The 19659-nt window shown below is 70.8% G+C and carries 17 protein-coding genes and 1 tRNA gene; 12 read left to right on the top strand and 6 right to left on the bottom strand.

What is annotated here, in order from left to right:
- On the bottom strand, nucleotides 1-1276 hold a 1276-nt coding region (locus A2U95_RS12555), incomplete at its 3' end, for a sensor histidine kinase (protein ID WP_166022205.1).
- Nucleotides 1277-1431: 155 nt separating this feature from the next.
- Here A2U95_RS12555 and A2U95_RS12550 point away from each other — a divergent pair.
- From A2U95_RS12550 to A2U95_RS12520, 7 genes are all read left to right on the top strand, one after another.
- Nucleotides 1432-2304, top strand: coding sequence for a hypothetical protein (locus tag A2U95_RS12550; protein ID WP_166022204.1), 873 nt, complete (start codon nucleotides 1432-1434; stop codon nucleotides 2302-2304).
- Between the two features lie 11 nt (nucleotides 2305-2315).
- Nucleotides 2316-2386, top strand: a tRNA-Gln gene (locus A2U95_RS12545).
- A 117-nt stretch (nucleotides 2387-2503) separates the two neighbouring features.
- Nucleotides 2504-3946 (top strand): bifunctional UDP-N-acetylglucosamine diphosphorylase/glucosamine-1-phosphate N-acetyltransferase GlmU, encoded by a 1443-nt coding sequence (glmU, locus tag A2U95_RS12540; protein ID WP_166022203.1) that lies wholly within the window; start codon nucleotides 2504-2506, stop codon nucleotides 3944-3946.
- 139 nt (nucleotides 3947-4085) lie between these two features.
- The gene (locus A2U95_RS12535; RefSeq protein ID WP_166022202.1) at nucleotides 4086-5060 is read left to right on the top strand and encodes a ribose-phosphate diphosphokinase; all 975 of its coding nucleotides are present in this window, start codon (nucleotides 4086-4088) and stop codon (nucleotides 5058-5060) included.
- Nucleotides 5061-5245: 185 nt separating this feature from the next.
- Entirely contained in the window at nucleotides 5246-5854 is a 609-nt protein-coding gene (locus A2U95_RS12530) for a 50S ribosomal protein L25/general stress protein Ctc (protein WP_166022201.1), read from the top strand.
- 98 nt (nucleotides 5855-5952) lie between these two features.
- Nucleotides 5953-6549, top strand: a complete 597-nt coding sequence (pth, locus tag A2U95_RS12525; protein ID WP_166025128.1) for an aminoacyl-tRNA hydrolase — start codon at nucleotides 5953-5955, stop codon at nucleotides 6547-6549.
- A 464-nt stretch (nucleotides 6550-7013) separates the two neighbouring features.
- Complete coding sequence (locus tag A2U95_RS12520; RefSeq protein WP_166022200.1) at nucleotides 7014-7817, top strand: response regulator transcription factor; 804 nt, start codon at nucleotides 7014-7016, stop codon at nucleotides 7815-7817.
- On the opposite strand, the gene A2U95_RS12515 is transcribed toward A2U95_RS12520, so the two are convergent.
- Nucleotides 7776-8273, bottom strand: coding sequence for a MarR family winged helix-turn-helix transcriptional regulator (locus tag A2U95_RS12515; RefSeq protein ID WP_166022199.1), 498 nt, complete (start codon nucleotides 8271-8273; stop codon nucleotides 7776-7778). The two genes, A2U95_RS12520 and A2U95_RS12515, sit on opposite strands and share 42 nt — an antisense overlap.
- Before the next feature lie 72 nt (nucleotides 8274-8345).
- Here A2U95_RS12515 and A2U95_RS12510 point away from each other — a divergent pair, with 72 nt between their 5' ends.
- Complete coding sequence (locus A2U95_RS12510) at nucleotides 8346-9164, top strand: methyltransferase domain-containing protein (RefSeq protein ID WP_166022198.1); 819 nt, start codon at nucleotides 8346-8348, stop codon at nucleotides 9162-9164.
- Between the two features lie 169 nt (nucleotides 9165-9333).
- On the opposite strand, the gene ppc is transcribed toward A2U95_RS12510, so the two are convergent.
- The gene (gene ppc / locus A2U95_RS12505) at nucleotides 9334-12066 is read right to left on the bottom strand and encodes a phosphoenolpyruvate carboxylase (protein WP_166022197.1); all 2733 of its coding nucleotides are present in this window, start codon (nucleotides 12064-12066) and stop codon (nucleotides 9334-9336) included.
- A gap of 319 nt (nucleotides 12067-12385) precedes the next feature.
- On the opposite strand from ppc, the gene A2U95_RS12500 reads away from it, so the two are divergent.
- Entirely contained in the window at nucleotides 12386-13402 is a 1017-nt protein-coding gene (locus A2U95_RS12500; RefSeq protein ID WP_166022196.1) for an acyl-CoA desaturase, read from the top strand.
- Between the two features lie 7 nt (nucleotides 13403-13409).
- Nucleotides 13410-14159: a TetR/AcrR family transcriptional regulator gene (locus tag A2U95_RS12495; protein WP_338104457.1), complete on the top strand. Its 750-nt coding sequence runs from the start codon at nucleotides 13410-13412 to the stop codon at nucleotides 14157-14159.
- On the opposite strand, the gene galK is transcribed toward A2U95_RS12495, so the two are convergent.
- The 3 genes from galK to galT form a co-directional block, all read right to left on the bottom strand.
- The gene (gene galK / locus A2U95_RS12490) at nucleotides 14086-15264 is read right to left on the bottom strand and encodes a galactokinase (RefSeq protein ID WP_166022195.1); all 1179 of its coding nucleotides are present in this window, start codon (nucleotides 15262-15264) and stop codon (nucleotides 14086-14088) included. The two genes, A2U95_RS12495 and galK, sit on opposite strands and share 74 nt — an antisense overlap.
- Before the next feature lie 110 nt (nucleotides 15265-15374).
- Entirely contained in the window at nucleotides 15375-16334 is a 960-nt protein-coding gene (gene galE, locus A2U95_RS12485; protein ID WP_166022194.1) for a UDP-glucose 4-epimerase GalE, read from the bottom strand.
- Nucleotides 16331-17392, bottom strand: coding sequence for a galactose-1-phosphate uridylyltransferase (gene galT, locus A2U95_RS12480; RefSeq protein WP_166022193.1), 1062 nt, complete (start codon nucleotides 17390-17392; stop codon nucleotides 16331-16333). The genes galE and galT overlap by 4 nt, the downstream gene beginning before the upstream one ends.
- A gap of 219 nt (nucleotides 17393-17611) precedes the next feature.
- Between galT and A2U95_RS12475 the strand changes: the two genes are divergently transcribed.
- Together A2U95_RS12475 and A2U95_RS12470 are read left to right on the top strand one after the other, a co-directional pair.
- Nucleotides 17612-19288, top strand: a complete 1677-nt coding sequence (locus A2U95_RS12475; protein ID WP_166022192.1) for a sodium:solute symporter family protein — start codon at nucleotides 17612-17614, stop codon at nucleotides 19286-19288.
- 27 nt (nucleotides 19289-19315) lie between these two features.
- Nucleotides 19316-19633, top strand: a complete 318-nt coding sequence (locus A2U95_RS12470) for a hypothetical protein (RefSeq protein ID WP_166022191.1) — start codon at nucleotides 19316-19318, stop codon at nucleotides 19631-19633.
- Nucleotides 19634-19659 lie beyond the last annotated feature (26 nt).

The following is a 19659-nucleotide window of genomic DNA, read 5'->3' as shown; positions in this document are numbered from 1 at the left end:
CGCCCAACGAGGTCACCCGCTCCCGCATCCCCACCAGACCGTTGCCCCCCGACGGAAGCGCCGCCCCCGCCGCCCCACCCGGCGGCTCGTTCTCCACCTGCATCGCCACCTCACCCACCCGGTGAGCCACCCGCACCCGCGTCCGCGCCCCCGCCGCGTGCTTGTGCACGTTGGTCAACGCCTCCTGCACCACCCGGAACGCCGTCCGCTCCACGGCCGGCGGATACCCCGGCGACTCCCCCTCCTCCAGGAACTCCACCACCACCCCCGCCGCCCGCGACTGCCCGATCAGCTCACCCAGCGCCGCCAGCCGCGCGGGCCCGTCCACGCCCTCCGGCCCGCCCGCGCCCTCGGCCGCCACCCGCTGCTCCGGCACCCGCGGCGAACCCGCCGCCCCACCCGCGGCGGAGACGGAGACCTGAGCCGAGGCCGACACCGGCGCCGCACCCGCCGCCGGCGTGCTCCGCAGCACCCCCAGCATCTCCCGCAACTCCGTCAGCGCCTGCCGGCCCATGTCCCCCACCAGCGCCGCGTTCCGCGCCGCCTTCTCCGGATCCTTCAACGCCACCGCCTGCAACGCCGCCGCGTGCACCACCATCAGACTCACCCGGTGCGCCACCACGTCGTGCATCTCCCGCGCGATCCGCCGCCGCTCCTCGTTGCGCGCCCACTCGGCCCGCTCCTCCGCACGCTCCGCCAGCAGCTGCAGCTCCCGCTCCAGACTGTCCGCGCGCTCCCGCAGCGACTCCATCAGCCGCCGCCGCGCACCCACGTACAGGCCCAGCAGCACCGGCGGCGCCGTGTGCCCCAACGCGGTGCTGACCGCGGCGAACCACCGGAACCAGCCCTCCACCTCGGGCCCCATCCGCACCAGCGCCACCACCAGCACGCCCACCAGCGACATCCCGGTCAGCGCGCCGATCAGCCGCCGCGGCAGGTCCGAGGAGGCCACCGTGTAGAGGCCGACCACCACCAGCAGGAAACCCATCAGCGCGGGGGTGACCGCCAGCCCCACCAGGACCACGGCCGCGGGCCACCGCCGCCGGAAGCCCAGCACGGAACCCGCCAGCAGGCCGAAGGTCACCCCCACGCCCGCCGGCAGCCCGGCGTCCCGGGAGAACCACACGCCCTCCACCGCGCACTCCGCGGACGACGCCACCGCCAGCGAGACGTCCAGCGCCACCGCCCGCCACCGCGGCCACCGCCCGTCACCGGACCCGGCCTCGGGCCCGGCCCGCTCCACCGCCGTCCGCCGCTCTTCCCCCGTCGTGGTCATGCGCCAAGCCTACGGAAGGACCGCCGGGGCGTTCCTGGGGGTTTGAGGACGGACACATCGATACATGGCCATCGAACTCATGACAAAAGCCCTCGAACTGGTGAATCGATCAGGATTCCGGGCCATGACGCCGATCTCCCGCGCAGAGTGGGCGCATGGACGCAACGCTTCTTCTGGACACCGACTATGAGGCACTCAGGGAACAGGCGATCGCCCTGCGGCGAGAGGGATGCAGCAGGCGGGTTATCCGCGACCGTCTGTGCATTGAGAACAACGACCTCCTGAACCGCCTGCTGAGGGGCGAGCCTGCGCCGGAATGGACGAAGTGGCCCAATGCGAAGGACGACCTTCGAGCCGAAGCACGTCGTCTGCGCCGGCAAGGCTGGACCTACGACCAGATCCAGATGGAACTAGGCTGCTCCAAGAGTTCGATCTCCCTATGGGTTCGAGATCTGCCGAAGCCGGAGAGAAAGCGCACCCGTGACGACGCTTCCGCAATTGGACGACGAGGCTGGGAAGTGCGGCTACGGATGCGGGAAGAGGAGCGGGAGCGTACCAAGGTGGCGGCGCGCCAGGAGGTCGGAGAGCTCTCCGAGCGAGAACTCTTCATCATCGGGGTCGCCCTCTACTGGGCCGAGGGGTCGAAGGACAAGCCCTACTCGCGGCGCGAGACCGTCACCTTCGTGAACAGTGACCCGACCATGATCGAACTCTACCTCCGGTGGCTCGGCCTGCTCGGAGTGGAACGGTCCCGGTTGCGCTTCCATGTCATGATCCACGAGAGTGCTGATGTTCCGGCGGCCGAGCGATTCTGGCGCGAACTGGTAGGCGCGGATCCCGCCGCCTTCTACAAGACGAACCTCAAAAAGCACAACCCCCGAACGGTTCGCAAGAATACGGGCGACGGCTACCGCGGGTGCCTGGCGGTCAAAGTCCTGCAAGGGGCCGACCTGTACCGTCGCATCGAGGGGGCTTGGTACGGCATAGTAGATGCCGCACGTGCATCCGAGCGGAAAAACCGGGCATAGTGCGCATACCTTCCCGGGTCGTCTAATGGTAGGACAAAGAGTTTTGGTCTCTTGAATGAGGGTTCGATTCCTTCCCCGGGAGCGACAGGCGTGAGCGGGTCCTGGCCACATGCGGCCAGGGCCCGCTCTCACGTGTCGCCCCGGAAACCCCCCGGTATCCTGCGGAAGTCAGCACCCGTCACAGCCGAAGGGCACCACCGTGAGCGCCAACCGCCCGGCCGCCGTCGTCGTTCTCGCAGCGGGTGAGGGCACCCGTATGAGGTCCGCCACCCCCAAGGTCCTGCACACGCTCTGCGGGCGCTCCCTGGTGGGGCACGTGCTCGCGGCCTCCCGCGAGCTGGAGCCGGAGCACCTGGTGGTCGTCGTGGGCCACGCCCGCGAGAAGGTGACGGCGCACCTGGCCGAGACCGACGCCGCCGTGCGCACCGCCGTGCAGGAGGAGCAGAACGGCACCGGTCACGCGGTCCGCATCGCGCTGGGCGAGCTCGGCGCGGTGGACGGCACGGTGGTCGTGGTGTGCGGCGACACCCCGCTGCTGCGCGGCGAGACGCTCCGCGTGCTCGCGCAGACCCACGCCGCCGACGGGAACGCGGTGACGGTGCTGACGGCCGAGGTCCCGGACGCCACCGGTTACGGCCGCATCGTCCGTGACGACCGGGGCGCGGTGACCGCGATCGTGGAGCACAAGGACGCCTCCGAGGCGCAGCGTGCGATCCGTGAGATCAATTCCGGGGTGTTCGCGTTCGACGGCCGTCTGCTGGCGGAGGCGCTGGGCCGGCTGCGCACGGACAACAGTCAGGGGGAGGAGTACCTGACGGACGTGCTCGGGATCCTTCGTGCGGATGGTCACCGGGTGGGTGCCAGTGTGGCGGCGGACCACCGGGAGATCGCCGGGATCAACAACCGGGTGCAGCTCGCGGAGGCCCGTCGGAGCCTGAATGAGCGGCTGCTGGAGCGGGCGATGCTGTCCGGTGTGACGGTGGTGGATCCGGCATCGACGTATCTGGACGTGACGGTGACGTTCGGTCAGGACGCGTTGGTGCATCCGAACACGCAGCTGACGGGTTCGACGCACGTCGGTGAGGGTGCCGAGGTGGGTCCGAACAGCCGGCTGCACGACACGGAGGTGGGTCCGGGGGCGCGGCTGGACAACACGGTGGCGGACGGGGCGGTCGTGGGTCCGGAGGCGTCGGTGGGGCCGTTCGCGTATTTGCGGCCGGGGACGCGGCTGGGGCTGCGTTCGAAGATCGGCACGTACGTCGAGACGAAGAAGGCGGAGATCGGTGAGGGCACGAAGGTGCCGCATCTGACCTATGTGGGCGACGCCACGATCGGTGATCACACGAACATCGGCGCGGCGAGTGTGTTCGTGAACTACGACGGTCAGGAGAAGCACCACACAACGATCGGGTCGCACTGTCGTACCGGTGCGGACAACATGTTTGTGGCTCCTGTCACTGTGGGGGACGGCGCGTACACCGCGGCGGGGTCGGTGGTGACCCAGCCGGTGCCGCCGGGTGCTCTGGCCGTGGCCCGCTCCCAGCAGCGGAATATCGGGGGTTGGGTGGCTCGGAAGCGTCCGGGGAGTGCCGCGGCGAAGGCTGCCGAGGAGGCGTCCCGGCAGGTGGACGGCGAAGGCTGATCGTGTTCAGGCCCGTCTGATCGGGCGTACCGTGATAAGTGCAGAAACCGCACCACCCCCCAGCCGGGCGGGCAGGCGCCGTCCGGCGATCTCCCCTGCTCCGCCCGCTGCGAGACCACACCTCTGAGGAGACAGTGCTGTGACCGGGATCAAGACGACCGGCCAGAAGAAGATGATGTTCTTCTCCGGCCGCGCCCACCCCGAGCTTGCCGAGGAGGTGGCGCACCAGCTGGGCGTCGAGGTCGTGCCGACCAAGGCGTTCGACTTCGCGAACGGTGAGATCTACGTTCGGTACCAGGAGTCGGCGCGTGGCGCGGACTGCTTCCTGATGCAGAGCCACACGGCCCCGATCAACAAGTGGGTCATGGAGCAGCTGATCATGATCGACGCGCTGAAGCGCGCGTCGGCGCGGTCGATCACGGTGATCGTGCCGTTCTATGGTTATGCGCGTCAGGACAAGAAGCACCGTGGTCGTGAGCCGATCTCGGCCCGTCTGATCGCGGACCTGATGAAGACGGCGGGTGCGGACCGGATCCTCACGGTGGATCTGCACACGGACCAGATCCAGGGTTTCTTCGACGGTCCGGTGGATCACCTGTTCGCGCTGCCGCTGCTGGCGGACTACGTGGGTGCGAAGGTGGACCGGGACAAGCTGACGGTGGTCTCGCCGGACGCGGGCCGGGTGCGGGTGGCGGACCGTTGGTGCGACCGTCTGGGTGCGCCGCTGGCGATCGTGCACAAGCGGCGTGACAAGGACGTGGCGAACCAGGTGACGGTCCACGAGGTCGTGGGTGAGGTCAAGGGCCGGGTGTGCGTGCTGGTCGACGACATGATCGACACGGCGGGCACGATCTGTGCGGCGGCGGACGCGCTGTTCGCGCACGGTGCGGCGGACGTGATCGTGACGGCGACGCACGGTGTGCTGTCGGGTCCGGCGGCGGACCGGCTGAAGAACTCGCGGGTGAGCGAGTTCGTGCTGACCAACACGCTGCCGACGCCGGGTGAGCTGGAGCTGGACAAGATCACGGTGCTGTCGATCGCTCCGACGATCGCCTCGGCGGTGCGTGAGGTGTTCCAGGACGGTTCGGTGACCAGCCTCTTCGACGAGCAGTGACCGGTCTGCGCTAGATCGTTTTTGTGCGGCCTCCCTCGCCGAGTAGACTCGTGGAGTTGCTCGGCGAGGGAGGCCGTACCTGTGTGTGCGGCGGTCCGTTATCGACGCGCTCTTCGTAGCAGGCCGTTGTTTGGCCGGGTGACCGATCCCGACCGTTTCACGTATCACTACGAGGAGTGTGCGTCATGTCCGAGGTGAAGCTTTCCGCCGAGACCCGTACCGAGTTCGGCAAGGGTGCGGCCCGTCGCATCCGTCGCGAGAACAAGGTGCCGGTCGTTCTGTACGGTCACGGCACGGACCCGAAGCACCTGACCCTGCCGGGTCACGACCTGCTTCTGGCGCTGCGTACGCCGAACGTCCTGATCTCCCTGTCGGTCGACGGCAAGGCGACCGAGCTGGCGATCCCGAAGGCCGTGCAGCGTGACCCGCTGAAGGGTTTCCTGGAGCACGTCGACCTGCTGCTGGTCAAGCGTGGCGAGAAGGTCTCCGTCGAGGTTCCGGTCGTGACCGAGGGCGAGCTGGCCCCGGGTGCGGGTCTGGTCGAGCTGGTGCAGGCCGCGCTGTCGGTCGAGGCCGAGGCCACCCACATCCCCGAGTCCGTGACCGTCTCGGTCGAGGGCCTGGAGTCGGGTGCCAGCGTTCTGGCGAAGGACGTGGAGCTGCCCAAGGGCGTCTCGCTCGCCGGTGACGAGGAGGCCGTCGTGCTGTCCGTCGTCGCGCCGCAGGTCGAGGAGTCCGCGGAGGGGGCCGGCGAGGCCGCCGCTCCCGAGGGCGACGTCGTCGACGAGGGCTGAGTCCTCGCGTAGTCGTGTCACCGGCCGTCGTTCCCTGCGGGGAGCGGCGGCCGGTGGTGTTTGCTGTTCGGTGAGGCGTTTCCAGGGAGAGTGACGTGGTGTCCACAGACGCGAGTGCCCCGTGGCTGGTGGTGGGTCTCGGCAATCCGGGGCCGGAGTACGCGATGAACCGGCACAACGTCGGCTTCATGGTGGCGGATCTGCTGGCGGAGCGGATGGGTGGCCGGTTCAAGCGTGCGGGGAAGGCGCAGGCCCAGGTGGTGGAGGGCCGGGTGGGTCCTCCGGGGCCGTTGTCGCGGCGGGTGGTGCTGGTGAAGCCGATGTCGTTCATGAACCTGTCCGGTGGTCCGGTGAACGCGCTGCGGGACTTCTACAAGGTGCCGGTGGCGCAGGTGGTGGCGGTCCACGACGAGCTGGACATCGATCACGGGACGCTGCGGCTGAAGCTGGGGGGTGGTGACAACGGGCACAACGGGCTGAAGTCGATCACCAGGGCGATGGGGCCGGAGTACCACCGGGTGCGGTTCGGGATCGGGCGTCCGCCGGGCCGGATGCAGGTGGCGGACTTCGTGCTGAAGGACTTCTCGTCCGTGGAGCGCAAGGAGCTGGACTTCTTCGTGGACCGGGCCGCCGACGCGGTGGAGTGCCTGGTGCGGGAGGGGCTGGAGCGGGCGCAGGGCGCCTACAACTCCTGACGCGGTCGCGCGGGGCGTCCTTGGTGCGGCCGGCGGGGCACGTGGCGGCGCGCGGGGCGGCGTGGGGGAGGGGGCGGGGGTGTGGTGTGGGCCCGTGCGCCCCGGGGGCTCCGGGTCCGCGCCCTCAGTTCCGTGAATCCGCTTCCGGCTTCCGTCGTCGCCCGTACTCTGATGAGCAGCACCGGTGGGGGCCGGTGCGTTCAGGGGGCGAGACAGTCGGGTACGGCGCCCGGATCCGGTGGTCGGGGGCGCGCGCGTGCGGCGGGTTCGGCGGCGGCCGGGCCGTGGTCGCCGGGTGCGGCTCCGTGTGCCGGGGCCCGGCGGCCTGGGTTTGGGCCGGGCGTCGTGTCCGTTTCGCCGTGGGCGCCGGCGCCGGGGTTGGTCCGTGGCGTCGGCGCCGAGGCGCGCGCCCCGCGTATTCGGGCCCGGGGACCTGGGCAGGCAGACGGGACGGGGTGGGTCGTATGGTCCGCGTTCGGGTGCTGGTCGTCGACGACCACCGCATTTTCGCCGAGTCGCTGGCCGCCGCCCTGGCGGCGGAGCCGGACGTGGAGGTGTCCGCGGCCGGCAGCGCGGTGGCGGCGTTGCGGGCTCTGGAGCGTGCGGCGGCGGACGGGCGGCGTTTCGACGTGTTGCTGGTCGACGCGGATCTGGGGGTGGTGGGTCCGGTGCCGGTGTCGGCGGGGGGTTCGCGTCCGGCGTTGCCCGCGCAGGTGTCGGCGGGGCCGGTGGAGGGTCCGGGTGCGGTGCCGGGGGACGGCATCGCGCTGGTGGCCGGTGTGCGGTCCGCGCATCCGGGTGTGCGGGTGGTGGTGCTGGCGGAGAAGGACGATGCGCGGCGGGCGGCGCAGGCGTTGCAGGCGGGTGCGTCGGGCTGGGTGGCCAAGGACTGTTCGTTGTCGCGGTTGCTGACCGTGGTGCGGGGTGTGCTGCGTGACGAGACGCATCTGCCGCCGGCGTTGTTGACGGGTGTGCTGCGGGAGATGACCGCGGCGCGGCGTCACCGGACGGAGAGTGAGCGGCTGGTGGAGTCGTTGACGCCGCGGGAGCGTGAGGTGTTGCGCTGCATGGTGGCGGGGCTGGGGCGCAAGGCGGTGGCGGAGCGGTTGTTCCTGTCGCCGCACACGGTGCGGACGCACATGCAGAACGTGCTGGGCAAGCTGGGGGTGCATTCGACGCTGGCGGCGGTGGCGCTGGCGCGGCGGGCCGGGGTGGGGCCGGTGGACCTAGCCGGGGATGTTGTCGAACGGGGCGGTCAGCCGGCGTAGCAGGGTGGCGAGTTCGCCGCGTTCCGTGCGGGAGAGTTCGGAGAGCAGGGCGCGTTCCTGGTCGAGGAGGCCGGCGAGGGCCTGGTCGGCGCGGCTCTTGCCCTCCTCGGTGAGGCGGACGAGGACGCCGCGGCGGTCGCTGGGGTCGGGGAGGCGTTCGACGAGGCTCTTCTTGGCGAGGCGGTCGATGCGGTTGGTCATGGTGCCGGAGGTGACCAGGGTCTGGGTGAGGAGCTGGCCGGGGGAGAGCTGGTAGGGGGATCCGGCGCGGCGGAGGGCGGTGAGCACGTCGAACTCCCAGGGTTCGAGGTGGTGCTCGGAGAAGGCGAGGCGGCGTGCGCGGTCGAGGTGGCGGGCGAGCCGGCTGACCCGGCTGAGCACTTCGAGCGGTTCCACGTCGAGGTCCGGGCGCTCCCGGCGCCATGCTGCGACCAGCCGATCGACCTCGTCCTCCATACGATCAGTGTAGTGGTTGTGTCGATGTGAAGTCTCTTGACGTCGAGAGATTTCCGCTGGTCCACTGGGGTCATGGGGATGGACTGGGACGCCGGACGGTACCTGCGTCACGCGGACGACCGTGCCCGGCCGTTCGCCGATCTGCTGGCCCGTGTTCCCGCGCTGCCGGCGCGGGCGCCGCGGATCGCGGACCTGGGCTGCGGGCCGGGGAACGCGACGGCCGGGCTGTTGGTGCGGCGGTGGCCGGCGGCCCGGATCACCGGCTTCGACAACTCGCCCGGGATGCTGGAGCGGGCGGCGGCGCTGGCCGGCCCGACGGAGGGCGGCGGCAGCCTGTCCTTCGCGCACGCGGACCTGACCGGGTGGACGCCGGACGGGGCGTACGACCTGATCGTCTCCAACGCGGCGCTGCACTGGGTGCGGGGGCACGCCCAGGCGCTGCCGGGGTGGGCGGACGCGTTGCCGGCGGGCGGGGTGCTGGCGTTCCAGGTGCCGTACAACCTGGACGCGCCGGTGCACGCGCTGATGCGGGAGACGGCGGCCGGTCCCCGGTGGGCGGGGCGGTTGCGGGGGGTGCTGCGGGGGGCGGACTCGGTGTGCGCGCCGCAGGCGTACCTGGAGCTGTTCGCGCGGCGCGGGTTCGCGGTGGACGTCTGGGAGACGACGTACCTGCACGTGCTGTCCGGTGAGGACGCGGTGCTGGACTGGGTGTCGGGCACGGGGCTCCGGCCGGTGCTGGCCGCCCTGGCCCCGGATCCCGGGGCGCGGGACGCGTTCGTCGCCGAGTACGGGGCGCGGCTGCGGGAGGCGTACCCGCGCGCGCCGTACGGCACGGTGCTGCCGTTCCGGCGCCTGTTCTGCGTGGCGGTCGCCCCGGCGCGCGGGCGGTGACGGCGGGGCGGGCGGTGACGGCGGGCGGGCGGTGACGGCGGGCGGGCGGTGGCGGGGCGTGCCGGCCCGCGCCGCGGGGGGGCCGGCGGGCCCGGACGGGGACCCACGCGCACGGCGCCCCCGCCCGGCCGGGACCGGGCGGGGGCGCCGTGCGCCGGAGCGGGGAGCGTCAGCCGGTGTTGCGGAGGCCGGCGGCGACGCCGTTGACGGTGAGGAGGAGCGCCCGCGACAGCAGCGGGTCGACCTCCTCGCCCGACGCCGCCGCGTCACGCTGCCGCTTGAGCAGCGTGACCTGGAGGTAGGAGATCGGGTCGAGGTAGGCGTCGCGGATCGCGAAGGTCTGCTTCAGCACGGGGTTGGCGTCGAGCAGCTCCGCCTCCCCGGTGACCCGCAGCACCTCCGCCACCGTGAGCTCGTGCTCGGCGCGGATCGTGTCGAAGACGTGCTTCAGCTCCTGCGGCACCAGCGTGTCGACGTAGAGCGAGGCGATCCGCAGGTCCGTCTTGGCCAGCGTCATCTCCACGTTGGAGATGAAGTTCCGGAAGAAGTGCCACTCCTGGTGCATCTCCTCCAGGACCGTGTCCAGCCCGGCCTCGCGCAGCGCCTTCAGGCCGGAGCCCACGCCGAACCAGCCGGGGACGATCTGCCGGGACTGGGTCCAGCCGAACACCCACGGGATCGCCCGCAGCGAGTCCAGGCCGCCGCCCGCGTCCGGCCGGCGCGAGGGCCGGGAACCCAGGTGCAGGTCGGCCAGCTGGTCCACCGGCGTGGAGGCGAAGAAGTAGGCCGGCAGGTCCGGGTCCTCGACCAGCCTGCGGTACGCGACGTGCGCGGCGTCGGAGACGACCTCCATCGCCGCGTCCCACCGCGCCAGCGCCTCGACCGACTGCCGCGGCGAGGTGTGCAGCGCGGACGCCTGCAGCGTCGCCGCCACCGTCAGCTCGAGGTTCTCCCGCGCCAGCGACGGCACCAGGTACTTGTCGGAGATGACCTCGCCCTGCTCGGTCACCTTGATCTCGCCCTCCAGCGTGCCCCACGGCTGCGCCAGGATCGCGTCGTGCGACGGGCCGCCGCCGCGCCCGACCGTGCCGCCGCGGCCGTGGAAGAGCCGCAGCCGCACCCCGTGCCGGTGCGCCACGTCGCGCAGCCGCCGCTGGGCGCGGTGGATCTCCCACTGGCTGGTGGTGATGCCGCCGAACTTGGAGGAGTCCGAGTAGCCGAGCATGACCTCCTGGACGTCGCCCCGCAGCGCCACCAGGCGCCGGTAGGACGGGTCGGAGAGCATGTCGTCGAGGATGGTGTCCGCGGCCTTGAGCTCGTCGGTGGTCTCCAGCAGCGGCACGATGCCGATCTTCGCCCACCCGGCGTGCAGGTCCAGCAGCCCGGCCTCGCGGGCCAGCACCGTCGCCGCGAAGACGTCGTCCGCGCCCTGGCACATGGAGATGATGTACGACTCGATGACCTCGGGCCCGAACACGTCCAGCGCGCGCTTGACCGTGTCGAAGGTGCCCAGCGTCTTGGCGCCCGCCTTGTCCAGCGGGGCCGGGCTCGGCGCCAGCGGGCGGCGCGAGCGCAGCTCCTTGGCGAGCAGCCTCGACCGGTAGTCCCGCGGCATGTCCGCGTACCGCCAGGACTCCTCGCCGAGGCGGTCGAAGAGCTGGCCCAGCGCGTGGTGGTGGGCGTCGGCGTGCTCCCGCACGTCCATGGTGGCCAGCTGCAGGCCGAACGCCGACAGGGTGCGGATCGTGCGGTCCATCCGGCCGTCCGCGAACAGCCCGGCCCGGTGCTCGCGCAGCGAGGTCTGGATCAGCACCAGGTCGTCCAGCAGCTGCGCGGTGCCCAGGTAGTCGCGGCCCGGCTCGTGCGCCGTGCCCTTGGCCAGCCGCTCCTTGGTGTTGAGCAGCTTCTGCCGGATGCAGGTCGCCTTCAGCCGGTACGGCTCCTCGGCGTTCAGCCGCTTGTAGCGCGGGCTGATCTCGTGCAGCAGCTCCAGGTCCCGCTTCAGCGACTCCAGCAGCTCGTCGGTGGCGCCGGTGTAGCGGATGGAGTTGGACAGGAAGCCGCGCAGCTCGTCGATGAGCTCCAGCGCGTCGTTGATGCCGTGCTCGTGCTGCAGGATCAGCACGTCCCAGGTCACCTGCGGGGTGACGTTCGGGTTGCCGTCCCGGTCACCGCCGATCCAGGTGCCGAACGTCAGCGGCCGCGTCTCGTCGGGGAGCTCGACGCCGATGCGCTCCAGCTCGGCGGTCAGGTCCTCCAGCACGTCGCCGACCGGGCCGGCGTGCAGCTCGTCCAGGTAGTAGATCGCGTTGCGCGCCTCGTCGGCCGGCTCCGGGCGCACCACCCGCAGCTCGTCCGTCTGCCACACCAGGTCGATGTTCTCGGCCAGCCGGGTGTCGTGACGGCGCCGGTCCGCCTCGATCACCGGCGTCTCCAGCAGGTGCGCGATCCGCCGCAGCTTGTTCAGCACCGAACGGCGGGCGGCCTCGGTCGGGTGCGCCGTGAACACCGGACGGATGTTGAGGTTGCGCACCGTCTCCCGCAGGTGGGCCGGGTCCGCGTCCTTCAGGCGGTCCGCCGTACGGGCCAGCTGGCTGCCCTCCGCCTCCCGGCGCGCCCTCAGTTCGCGCCCCCGGTGCACCTGCTCGGTCACGTTCGCGAGGTGGAAGTAGGTGGAGAACGCGCGTACCAGCTTGGCGGCCGTCTCCAGTTCGGTGCCCCGAAGCAGCTCGGCCGCGGCCTCGCCGTCCTCCCGGGTCAGTCTGCGGACCTTCTCCACGAGCTCCAGCAGCTCAGGACCTTCCTGGCGGACCAGGGTCTGCCCCAGGAGGTCACCCAGGCGGCGGATGTCGCTCCGCAGTTCGCTGCTCGTGGTGGTGGTCCGGTCGTCGACACTGCTCACAGGTGCGGCTCCTTGCAACGGTGAAGCTCTGTCTGGCAGGGCATCCGGGCGCACCACCCGTGCGGCCGTTCACGGCTTTCGGGGTCGGTTCGTCCGGGAAGAGACTGATTGAGGAGCGGACCGCGCTGTCCGACCGGTCTAAGGATAGGCAAGCACGGGCACACGCGGGCGAGCGGCTCTTGCCGTGAGACAGGCCGCTGAGATACTTACGATGCCGTAGGTTACGGAACCGTAGGGAACGAGACGCTGCGGGATCTCCGTCACCTGAACGCTACCCAGCAGTAGCTCCCAGCAGTTCTCCACCTCTCGAGGGATGCCCATGACGACCAGCTCCGAAGTGATCGACGAAGACTCGCGGCACACCGCCGCACCGCCACAGGAACTGCCCAAGGCCACCCTGGGTGGCGAGCAGAAGCGCTCGATCGAACAGATCACCCTGCTCCTCTTCATCGTCGTCCCGTTCATCGCCCTGCTGGCGGCCGTGCCGCTGGCCTGGGGCTGGGGGGTGAGCTGGCTCGACCTGGGCCTGATGGTCTTCTTCTACTACTGGGGCTGTCACGGTGTGACGATCGGGTACCACCGGCACTTCACCCACGGCTCCTTCAAGGCCAAGCGCCCGCTCAAGATCATGCTCGCCGTCATGGGCTCCATGGCCGTCGAGGGCCCGCTGGTCCGCTGGGTGGCCGACCACCGCCGCCACCACAAGTTCTCCGACGCCGAAGGCGACCCCCACTCGCCCTGGCGCTACGGCGAGACCGTCCCCGCCCTCGTCAAGGGCCTCTGGTGGGCCCACATCGGCTGGATGTTCGACGAGGAGCGCACCCCGCAGGAGAAGTACGCGCCCGACCTCATCAAGGACCCGGCCCTGCGCGCCATCTCCCGCCAGTTCATCCTCTGGACCGCGCTCTCGCTGGCGCTCCCCCCGGTCATCGGCGGCCTGGTCACCTGGTCCTGGTGGGGCGCCTTCACCGCGTTCTTCTGGGGTTCACTCGTCCGGGTGGCCCTGCTGCACCACGTGACGTGGTCCATCAACTCCATCTGCCACGCGACCGGCAAGCGCCCCTTCAAGTCCCGGGACCGCTCCGGCAACGTCTGGTGGCTGGCCGTCCTCTCCTGCGGCGAGTCCTGGCACAACCTGCACCACGCCGACCCGACGTCCGCGCGCCACGGCGTGTTCAAGGGACAGCTCGACTCCTCCGCCCGTTTCATCCGCTGGTTCGAGCAGCTGGGCTGGGCCTACGACGTCCGCTGGCCCTCGAAGGAGCGCATCGCCTCGCGACGTGATCCGGACGCAGGCCGGTCCCGCCGGGCCCGCGCCACGGCCGACGCGGCATGATTGACATGTGGTGACCGACTCCAGCAGCTCCAGCGCCTCCGAACGGCCCCGCGACGACACGCGGGCCGAGAAACCGCCCAGGCGCGCGCGCCGCACCCGGATGACGGGCGCGGAACGCCGCCAGCAGCTGCTGGAGATCGGACGGACCCTCTTCGCCGCCAAGGGCTTCGAGGGGACCTCCGTGGAGGAGATCGCGGCGAAGGCCGGGGTCTCCAAGCCGGTGGTCTACGAGCACTTCGGCGGCAAGGAGGGCCTCTACGCGGTGGTCGTCGACCGCGAGATGCGGCGGCTGCTCGACATGGTCACCGGCTCCCTGACGGCCGGTCACCCCCGGGAGCTGTGCGAGCAGGCCGCCTTCGCCCTCCTCGACTACATCGAGGAGTACACGGACGGCTTCCGCATCCTGGTGCGGGACTCCCCCATCCCGCAGTCCACCGGGACCTTCGCCTCACTGATCTCCGACATCGCCACGCAGGTCGAGGACATCCTCGGACGCGAGTTCAAGAGCCGGGCGGGCCGGGCGTGCGGGCCGGGCGTGCGGGCCGCCGGGGGGTGGCTCGCGTGCTTCGGAGGAGGGCGCGGGGGCGGGAGCTCGCGAGGGCGCGCGCCGCGGCCGGAGTGCGCGGGCGCAGCAGGGGAAGGAAGCGCGGGCCCGTGGGGTCGTGGGGCGCGTGGCCGGCGGGTCAGCGGATGCGGTGGGCGCCCTGGGAGGGGGTGGCGGGGAAGACGCGCGGCGGCTGGTGGCCGGCCTTGGTGAAGGCGGTCTGGATCGCGGTGGTGACCGCGTCCGCCGCGTCGTCGTCGACGAGGACGATGGCGGAGCCGCCGAAGCCGCCGCCGGTCATGCGTGCTCCGAGGGCGCCGGCCGACAGGGCCGCGTCGACCACCGTGTCGAGTTCGGGTGCCGAGACCCTGAAGTCGTCGCGCAGCGAGGCGTGTCCCTCGGTGAGGACGGGGCCGATGCCCCGGGTGTCCCCGGCGGAGAGGAGTTCCACGACGCGCTGGACCCGGTGGTCCTCGGTGACGACGTGGCGGACCAGGCGCCGGATCCCCTCGTCGTCGATGCGTGCGAGTGCTTCGTCGAGGTCGGCGTGGGGGATGTCGCGCAGTGCCGGTACGCCGAGGAGTTCGGCGCCGCGTTCGCAGCCGGCGCGGCGTTTGCCGTACTCGCCGTCGCTGTGGGAGTGCTTGACCTGGGTGTCGACGACGAGGAGCCGCATGCCTTCGGCGGCGAGGTCGAAGGGGATCTGCCGCCGGGTGCCGTCGCGGGTGTCGAGGAAGAGGGCGTGTCCGGCCTCGCAGCAGGCGGAGGCGGTCTGGTCCATGATGCCGGTGGGTGCGCCGACGTACTCGTTCTCGGCGCGCTGGCAGAGGCGGGCGAGGAGTGCCCGGTCGAGGCCGAGGCCGAAGAGGTCGTCGAGGGCGAGGGCGATGACGACCTCGAGTGCGGCGGAGGAGGAGAGTCCGGCTCCGCTGGGGACGGTGGAGGCGAGGTGGACGTCGGCTCCGGTGACGCGGTGTCCGGCGTCGTCCAGGGCCCAGACGACGCCCGCGGGGTAGGCGGTCCATCGTTTGTCGGAGCCGGGGAGGAGTTCGTCGACCTGGCGTTCGACCACGCCGCCGGGGACGTCGGCGGAGGAGAGGCGCAGGACGCCGTCCTCGCGTGGTGAGACCGCGGCGACGGCGGCGTGGGGCAGGGCGAACGGCATCACGAAGCCGTCGTTGTAGTCGGTGTGCTCGCCGATGAGGTTGACGCGGCCGGGTGCTGCCCAGACGCCGGCCGGTGGGGCGCCGTACAGCTCGGTGAACCGGCGGGCGACGGCCTCGGCGGCGGCCTCGGGGGCCTCGACGGCCTCGGTCATGTGCGGTGGCCCTTCCGTGCGGCGGGGTGCGACGTGGGACGGGGTGGTACGCGGGTCGGGGTGGTACGCGGGTCGGGGTGGGGCGGGGGTCGGCGGCGGGCGCGGGGCGTTCAGGCGCGGCGGCGCGCGAAGTCCCAGGCGTCGGTGACGATGGTGGTGAGGTCGGCGCGGCGGGGGCGCCAGCCGAGCCGGTCGCGGGCGGTGGCGGCGGAGGCGACCAGGACGGCGGGGTCGCCGCCGCGGCGTTCGGCGACCCGGGCGGGGACGGGGTGGCCGGTGACCTGGCGGACGGTGTCGATGACCTGGCGGACGGAGAATCCGCTGCCGTTGCCGAGGTTGCAGATGAGGTGTTCGCCGGGGGTGGCGGCGTCCAGGGCGAGCAGGTGGGCGTCGGCGAGGTCGGCGACGTGGATGTAGTCGCGGACGCAGGTGCCGTCGGGGGTGGGGTAGTCGTCGCCGTAGACGGAGATGTGGTCGCGGCGGCCGAGGGCGACCTGGAGGATCAGCGGGATGAGGTGCGACTCGGGGTCGTGGCGTTCGCCGTGGTCGCCGTAGGCGCCGGCCACGTTGAAGTAGCGGAGGCTGACGGCGGCGAGGCCGTGGGCGTTCGCCTCGCTGGTGATCATGTGGTCGACGGCGAGTTTGGTGGCGCCGTAGGGGTTGGTGGGGGCGGTGGGGGCGGTCTCGGGGATGGGGACCGTCTCCGGTTCGCCGTAGGTGGCGGCGGTGGAGGAGAAGACCATCTTGCGGACGCCCGCCTCGCGCATGGCGGTGAGCAGGGCGAGTGAGCCGCCGACGTTGTTCTCCCAGTACTTCTCGGGCCTGACGACGGATTCGCCGACCTGGGAGGAGGCGGCGAAGTGGAGGACGGCGTCGAAGGAGGCGTCGAGGTGGCGGCCGGTCTCGCGCAGGTCGGCCTGGACGAAGTCGGCGCCCTCGGGGACGCCTTCGCGGAAGCCGGTGGACAGGTCGTCGAGGACGACGACCTGGTGTCCGGCCTCCAGCAGGTGCTGGGCGACGACGCTGCCGATGTAGCCGGCGCCGCCGGTGACCAGGTACTTGGCGCTCATGCGCTCGCCACCTCCCGGAGTCGTCGTGCCGCCGCCTCCGGGGGCACGTCGTTGATGAAGACTCCCATCCCGGACTCCGAGCCGGCGAGGAACTTGAGCTTTCCGGAGGTCCTGCGGATGGTGAAGAGCTCGAGGTGGAGGGCGAAGTCGTCGCGCGTCACCCCTTCGTACGCGTCCAATCCGCTGAACGGTGCCTGGTGCCAGGCGGCGATGTACGGGGTGGGCGGCTCGTCGGGGCCGAAGACGCGGTCGAAGCGGCGCAGCAGTTCGAGGTGGAGCCGGGGGAGTTCGGCGCGCTGGTCCTCGTCGAGGGCGGTGAGGTCGGGGACGCGGCGGCGGGGGTAGAGGTGGACCTCGTAGGGCCAGTGGGCGGCGTAGGGGACGAAGGCGACCCAGTGTTCACCCTGGAGGACCAGTCGTTCGCCGGTGGACTCGCGTTCGACGATCTCGTCGAAGAGATTGGCTTCGGGTGCCTCGGCGCGCCGTGCCGCCAGGGACTGGAACATCCGTGCGGTACGGGGGGTGACGAAGGGGTAGGCGTAGATCTGCCCGTGGGGGTGGCCGAGGGTCACGCCGATTTCCCGGCCCCGGTTCTCGAAGGGGAAGACCTGGACGACGGAGGAGAGTTGCGAGAGTTCCGCGGTCCGGTCGGTCCAGGCGTCCAGGACGAGTCCGGCCTGTTCCTCGGTGAGCGAGGAGAACGAGGCGTCGTGGTCCTCGGTGAAGCAGACGACCTCGCAGCGGCCGGAGTCGCCGGCGAGCGAGGGGAAGCGGTTCTCGAAGACCACCACGTCGTAGGTGCTGTCGGGGATCTCGCTGAGCCGGTCGCCGCGGGTGGGGCAGAGCGGGCACTGGTCGGCCGGCGGGTGGTAGGTGCGGCCCTGCCGGTGGGAGGCGACGGCGATGTCGTCGCCCTGGAGGACATCGTGGCGCACCTCGGAGCTGGTGACGGTCGCGTCCAGGGGACGCCTGTCGACCGCGTCGCGCGGGACGTCGTCGTGCAGGTCGTAGTAGATGAGCTCGCGCCCGTCGGCAAGCCGGGTCGAAGTCTTCCTCACCGTGGATCGCCTTCCCGCCGCACCGCGCGGCTCCCTCGGATGTCCCGCCCGGATGCGCGATGCCTCGAACAGAAGTCAACATAACAGACCACATGCAAACGCTACCCGACCACTGATGTCACAATCAGAGGACGAGAATCACCAAGAGTGTTCAATCTCCGACAGCTCAGGTAAGACATTCCGCCGTGATCCCTGTAACGCGCGACGAAGCGAGTTCCTATGCCCCCCACACATCTGGCAGCTGAGCTGCGACTCCCCGCCAACTGGCTCGACTACGGGCTGCTGGCCATCTACTTCCTCTTCGTGCTGGGCGTCGGCTTCCTGGCGCGCAAGTCGGTCAAGACCAGCCTCGACTTCTTCCTCTCGGGCCGGTCGCTGCCCGCGTGGGTGACGGGCCTCGCCTTCATCTCCGCCAACCTCGGCGCCACCGAGGTCCTCGGCATGGCCGCCAACAGCGCCCAGTACGGCGTCTACACCGTGCACTGGTACTGGATCGGCGCCATCCCGGCCATGGTCTTCCTGGGCCTGGTGATGATGCCGTTCTACTACGGCTCCAAGGTCCGGTCGGTGCCCGAGTTCCTGCTGCTGCGCTTCGACAAGTCGGCGCACCTGCTGTCCTCGGTGCTCTTCGCCTTCGCCGCCATCCTGATCGCCGGCGTCAACCTGTACTCGCTGGCGATCGTGGTCGAGGCGCTGCTCGGCTGGCCGGAGTGGGTGGCCATCGTGGTGGCGGGCTTCTTCGTCCTCGCCTACATCACCATCGGCGGTCTCTCCTCGGCGATCTACAACGAGGTGCTGCAGTTCTTCGTGATCCTGGCGGCGCTGATCCCGATCACGGTCCTCGGCCTGAAGCGGGTCGGCGGCTGGGACGGCCTGTCCGACTCGCTCACCGCGCAGAAGGGCGGTGACTTCGTCAGCGCGTGGGGCGGCACCGGCATCGGCAGCGACAACCCGCTCGGCGCCAACTGGCTGACCATCGTCCTGGGCCTGGGCTTCGTGCTCTCCTTCGGCTACTGGACGACCAACTTCGCCGAGGTCCAGCGCGCGCTGTCCGCCAAGAACCTCTCGGCCGCCCAGCGCACCCCGCTGATCGCCGCGTTCCCGAAGATCTTCATCGTCTTCCTGGTGATGATCCCCGGCCTGGTCGCCGCCGTGCTGGTCCCCAAGATCGGCCAGGCCTCCTCCGGCCTGGAGTACAACGACGCGATCCCGTACCTGATGGGCCAGCTGCTGCCCAACGGTGTGCTCGGCATCGCGATCACCGGTCTGGTCGCGGCGTTCATGGCCGGCATGGCGGCCAACGTCTCCTCGTTCAACACGGTCTTCACCACCGACATCTGGGCGAAGTACGTCAAGCGGGGCCGGGAGGACTCCTACTACCTGCAGTTCGGGCGGCTGATCACCGTGCTCGGCGTGCTGGCCTCGATGGGCACGGCGTTCCTCGCGTCGACCTTCTCGAACATCATGTCCTACCTGCAGACGCTGTTCTCCTTCTTCAACGTCCCGATGTTCGTGGTCTTCATCATCGGCATGTTCTGGAAGCGGGCGTCGATGGTCTCCGGCTTCTGGGGTCTGCTCGCCGGCACGGTCGCCGCGATGGTGAACTACTTCGTCGTCTACAAGCAGGGGGTCGTCGACATCCCCTCCGACCAGGGCGCCAACTTCGTCTCGGCGATCGTCGGCTTCGTGGCCGGCGCGGTGGTGATGGTCGCGGTCTCGCTCTTCACGAAGCCGAAGCCGATCGAGGAGCTGCAGGGACTGGTCTACGGCACCAAGTCGCCGGGCATGTCCGAGCCGGCCGCCGAGGGCGACGACGCCTGGTACCGCAAGCCCGCCCTCCTGGGCTGGGGAGCGATCGTCCTGGCCGCCGCCTGCTACATCCCGTTCTCGTTCTAAGAGCGTCAGCGGGAGAATGGAGAGACCATGTCCGAGTTTTCCGAGAAGGACGTCCAGCGGTCGGTCACCGAGCTGGAGACCAAGTCCGCCAGTGCCGCGCGCCTCTTCGACATCCGCCGCATCATCGGCCTGCTGTTCGTCGTGTACGGCGTGATCGTCACGATCGCCGGGATCGCGCCCTCCGACAGCTCGCTCGACAAGGCCGAGGGGGTCAACATCAACCTGTGGACCGGGCTGGCCATGCTGGCGCTGGGCCTGTTCTTCCTGATCTGGCTCAAGCTCCGTCCGGCCGCCCCGCCGCCGCCCCCGGTGGGCATGGACGAACGGCAGCTCGGCGGCCACTGAGGTCCGCCGCCGGCACGTGGGAGGGC

It is taken from the genome of Streptomyces chilikensis, from assembly GCF_001642695.1.
Classification (GTDB): domain Bacteria; phylum Actinomycetota; class Actinomycetes; order Streptomycetales; family Streptomycetaceae; genus Streptomyces; species Streptomyces chilikensis.
Note: the sequence above shows the minus strand (reverse complement) of the source record. Positions and strands in the feature narration are given on the sequence as shown.

Bases quoted from the DNA above. Each gene is read 5' to 3' on its own strand.
- A2U95_RS12530 (WP_166022201.1), top strand. From the start codon at position 5,246: ATGTCCGAGGTGAAGCTTTCCGCCGAGACCCGTACCGAGTTCGGCAAG.
- A2U95_RS12550 (WP_166022204.1), top strand. From the start codon at position 1,432: ATGGACGCAACGCTTCTTCTGGACACCGACTATGAGGCACTCAGGGAA.
- A2U95_RS12520 (WP_166022200.1), top strand. From the start codon at position 7,014: ATGGTCCGCGTTCGGGTGCTGGTCGTCGACGACCACCGCATTTTCGCC.
- A2U95_RS12500 (WP_166022196.1), top strand. From the start codon at position 12,386: ATGACGACCAGCTCCGAAGTGATCGACGAAGACTCGCGGCACACCGCC.
- galE (WP_166022194.1), bottom strand. From the start codon at position 16,334: ATGAGCGCCAAGTACCTGGTCACCGGCGGCGCCGGCTACATCGGCAGC.
- A2U95_RS12470 (WP_166022191.1), top strand. From the start codon at position 19,316: ATGTCCGAGTTTTCCGAGAAGGACGTCCAGCGGTCGGTCACCGAGCTG.
- galK (WP_166022195.1), bottom strand. From the start codon at position 15,264: ATGACCGAGGCCGTCGAGGCCCCCGAGGCCGCCGCCGAGGCCGTCGCC.
- A2U95_RS12515 (WP_166022199.1), bottom strand. From the start codon at position 8,273: ATGGAGGACGAGGTCGATCGGCTGGTCGCAGCATGGCGCCGGGAGCGC.
- A2U95_RS12510 (WP_166022198.1), top strand. From the start codon at position 8,346: ATGGGGATGGACTGGGACGCCGGACGGTACCTGCGTCACGCGGACGAC.
- A2U95_RS12475 (WP_166022192.1), top strand. From the start codon at position 17,612: ATGCCCCCCACACATCTGGCAGCTGAGCTGCGACTCCCCGCCAACTGG.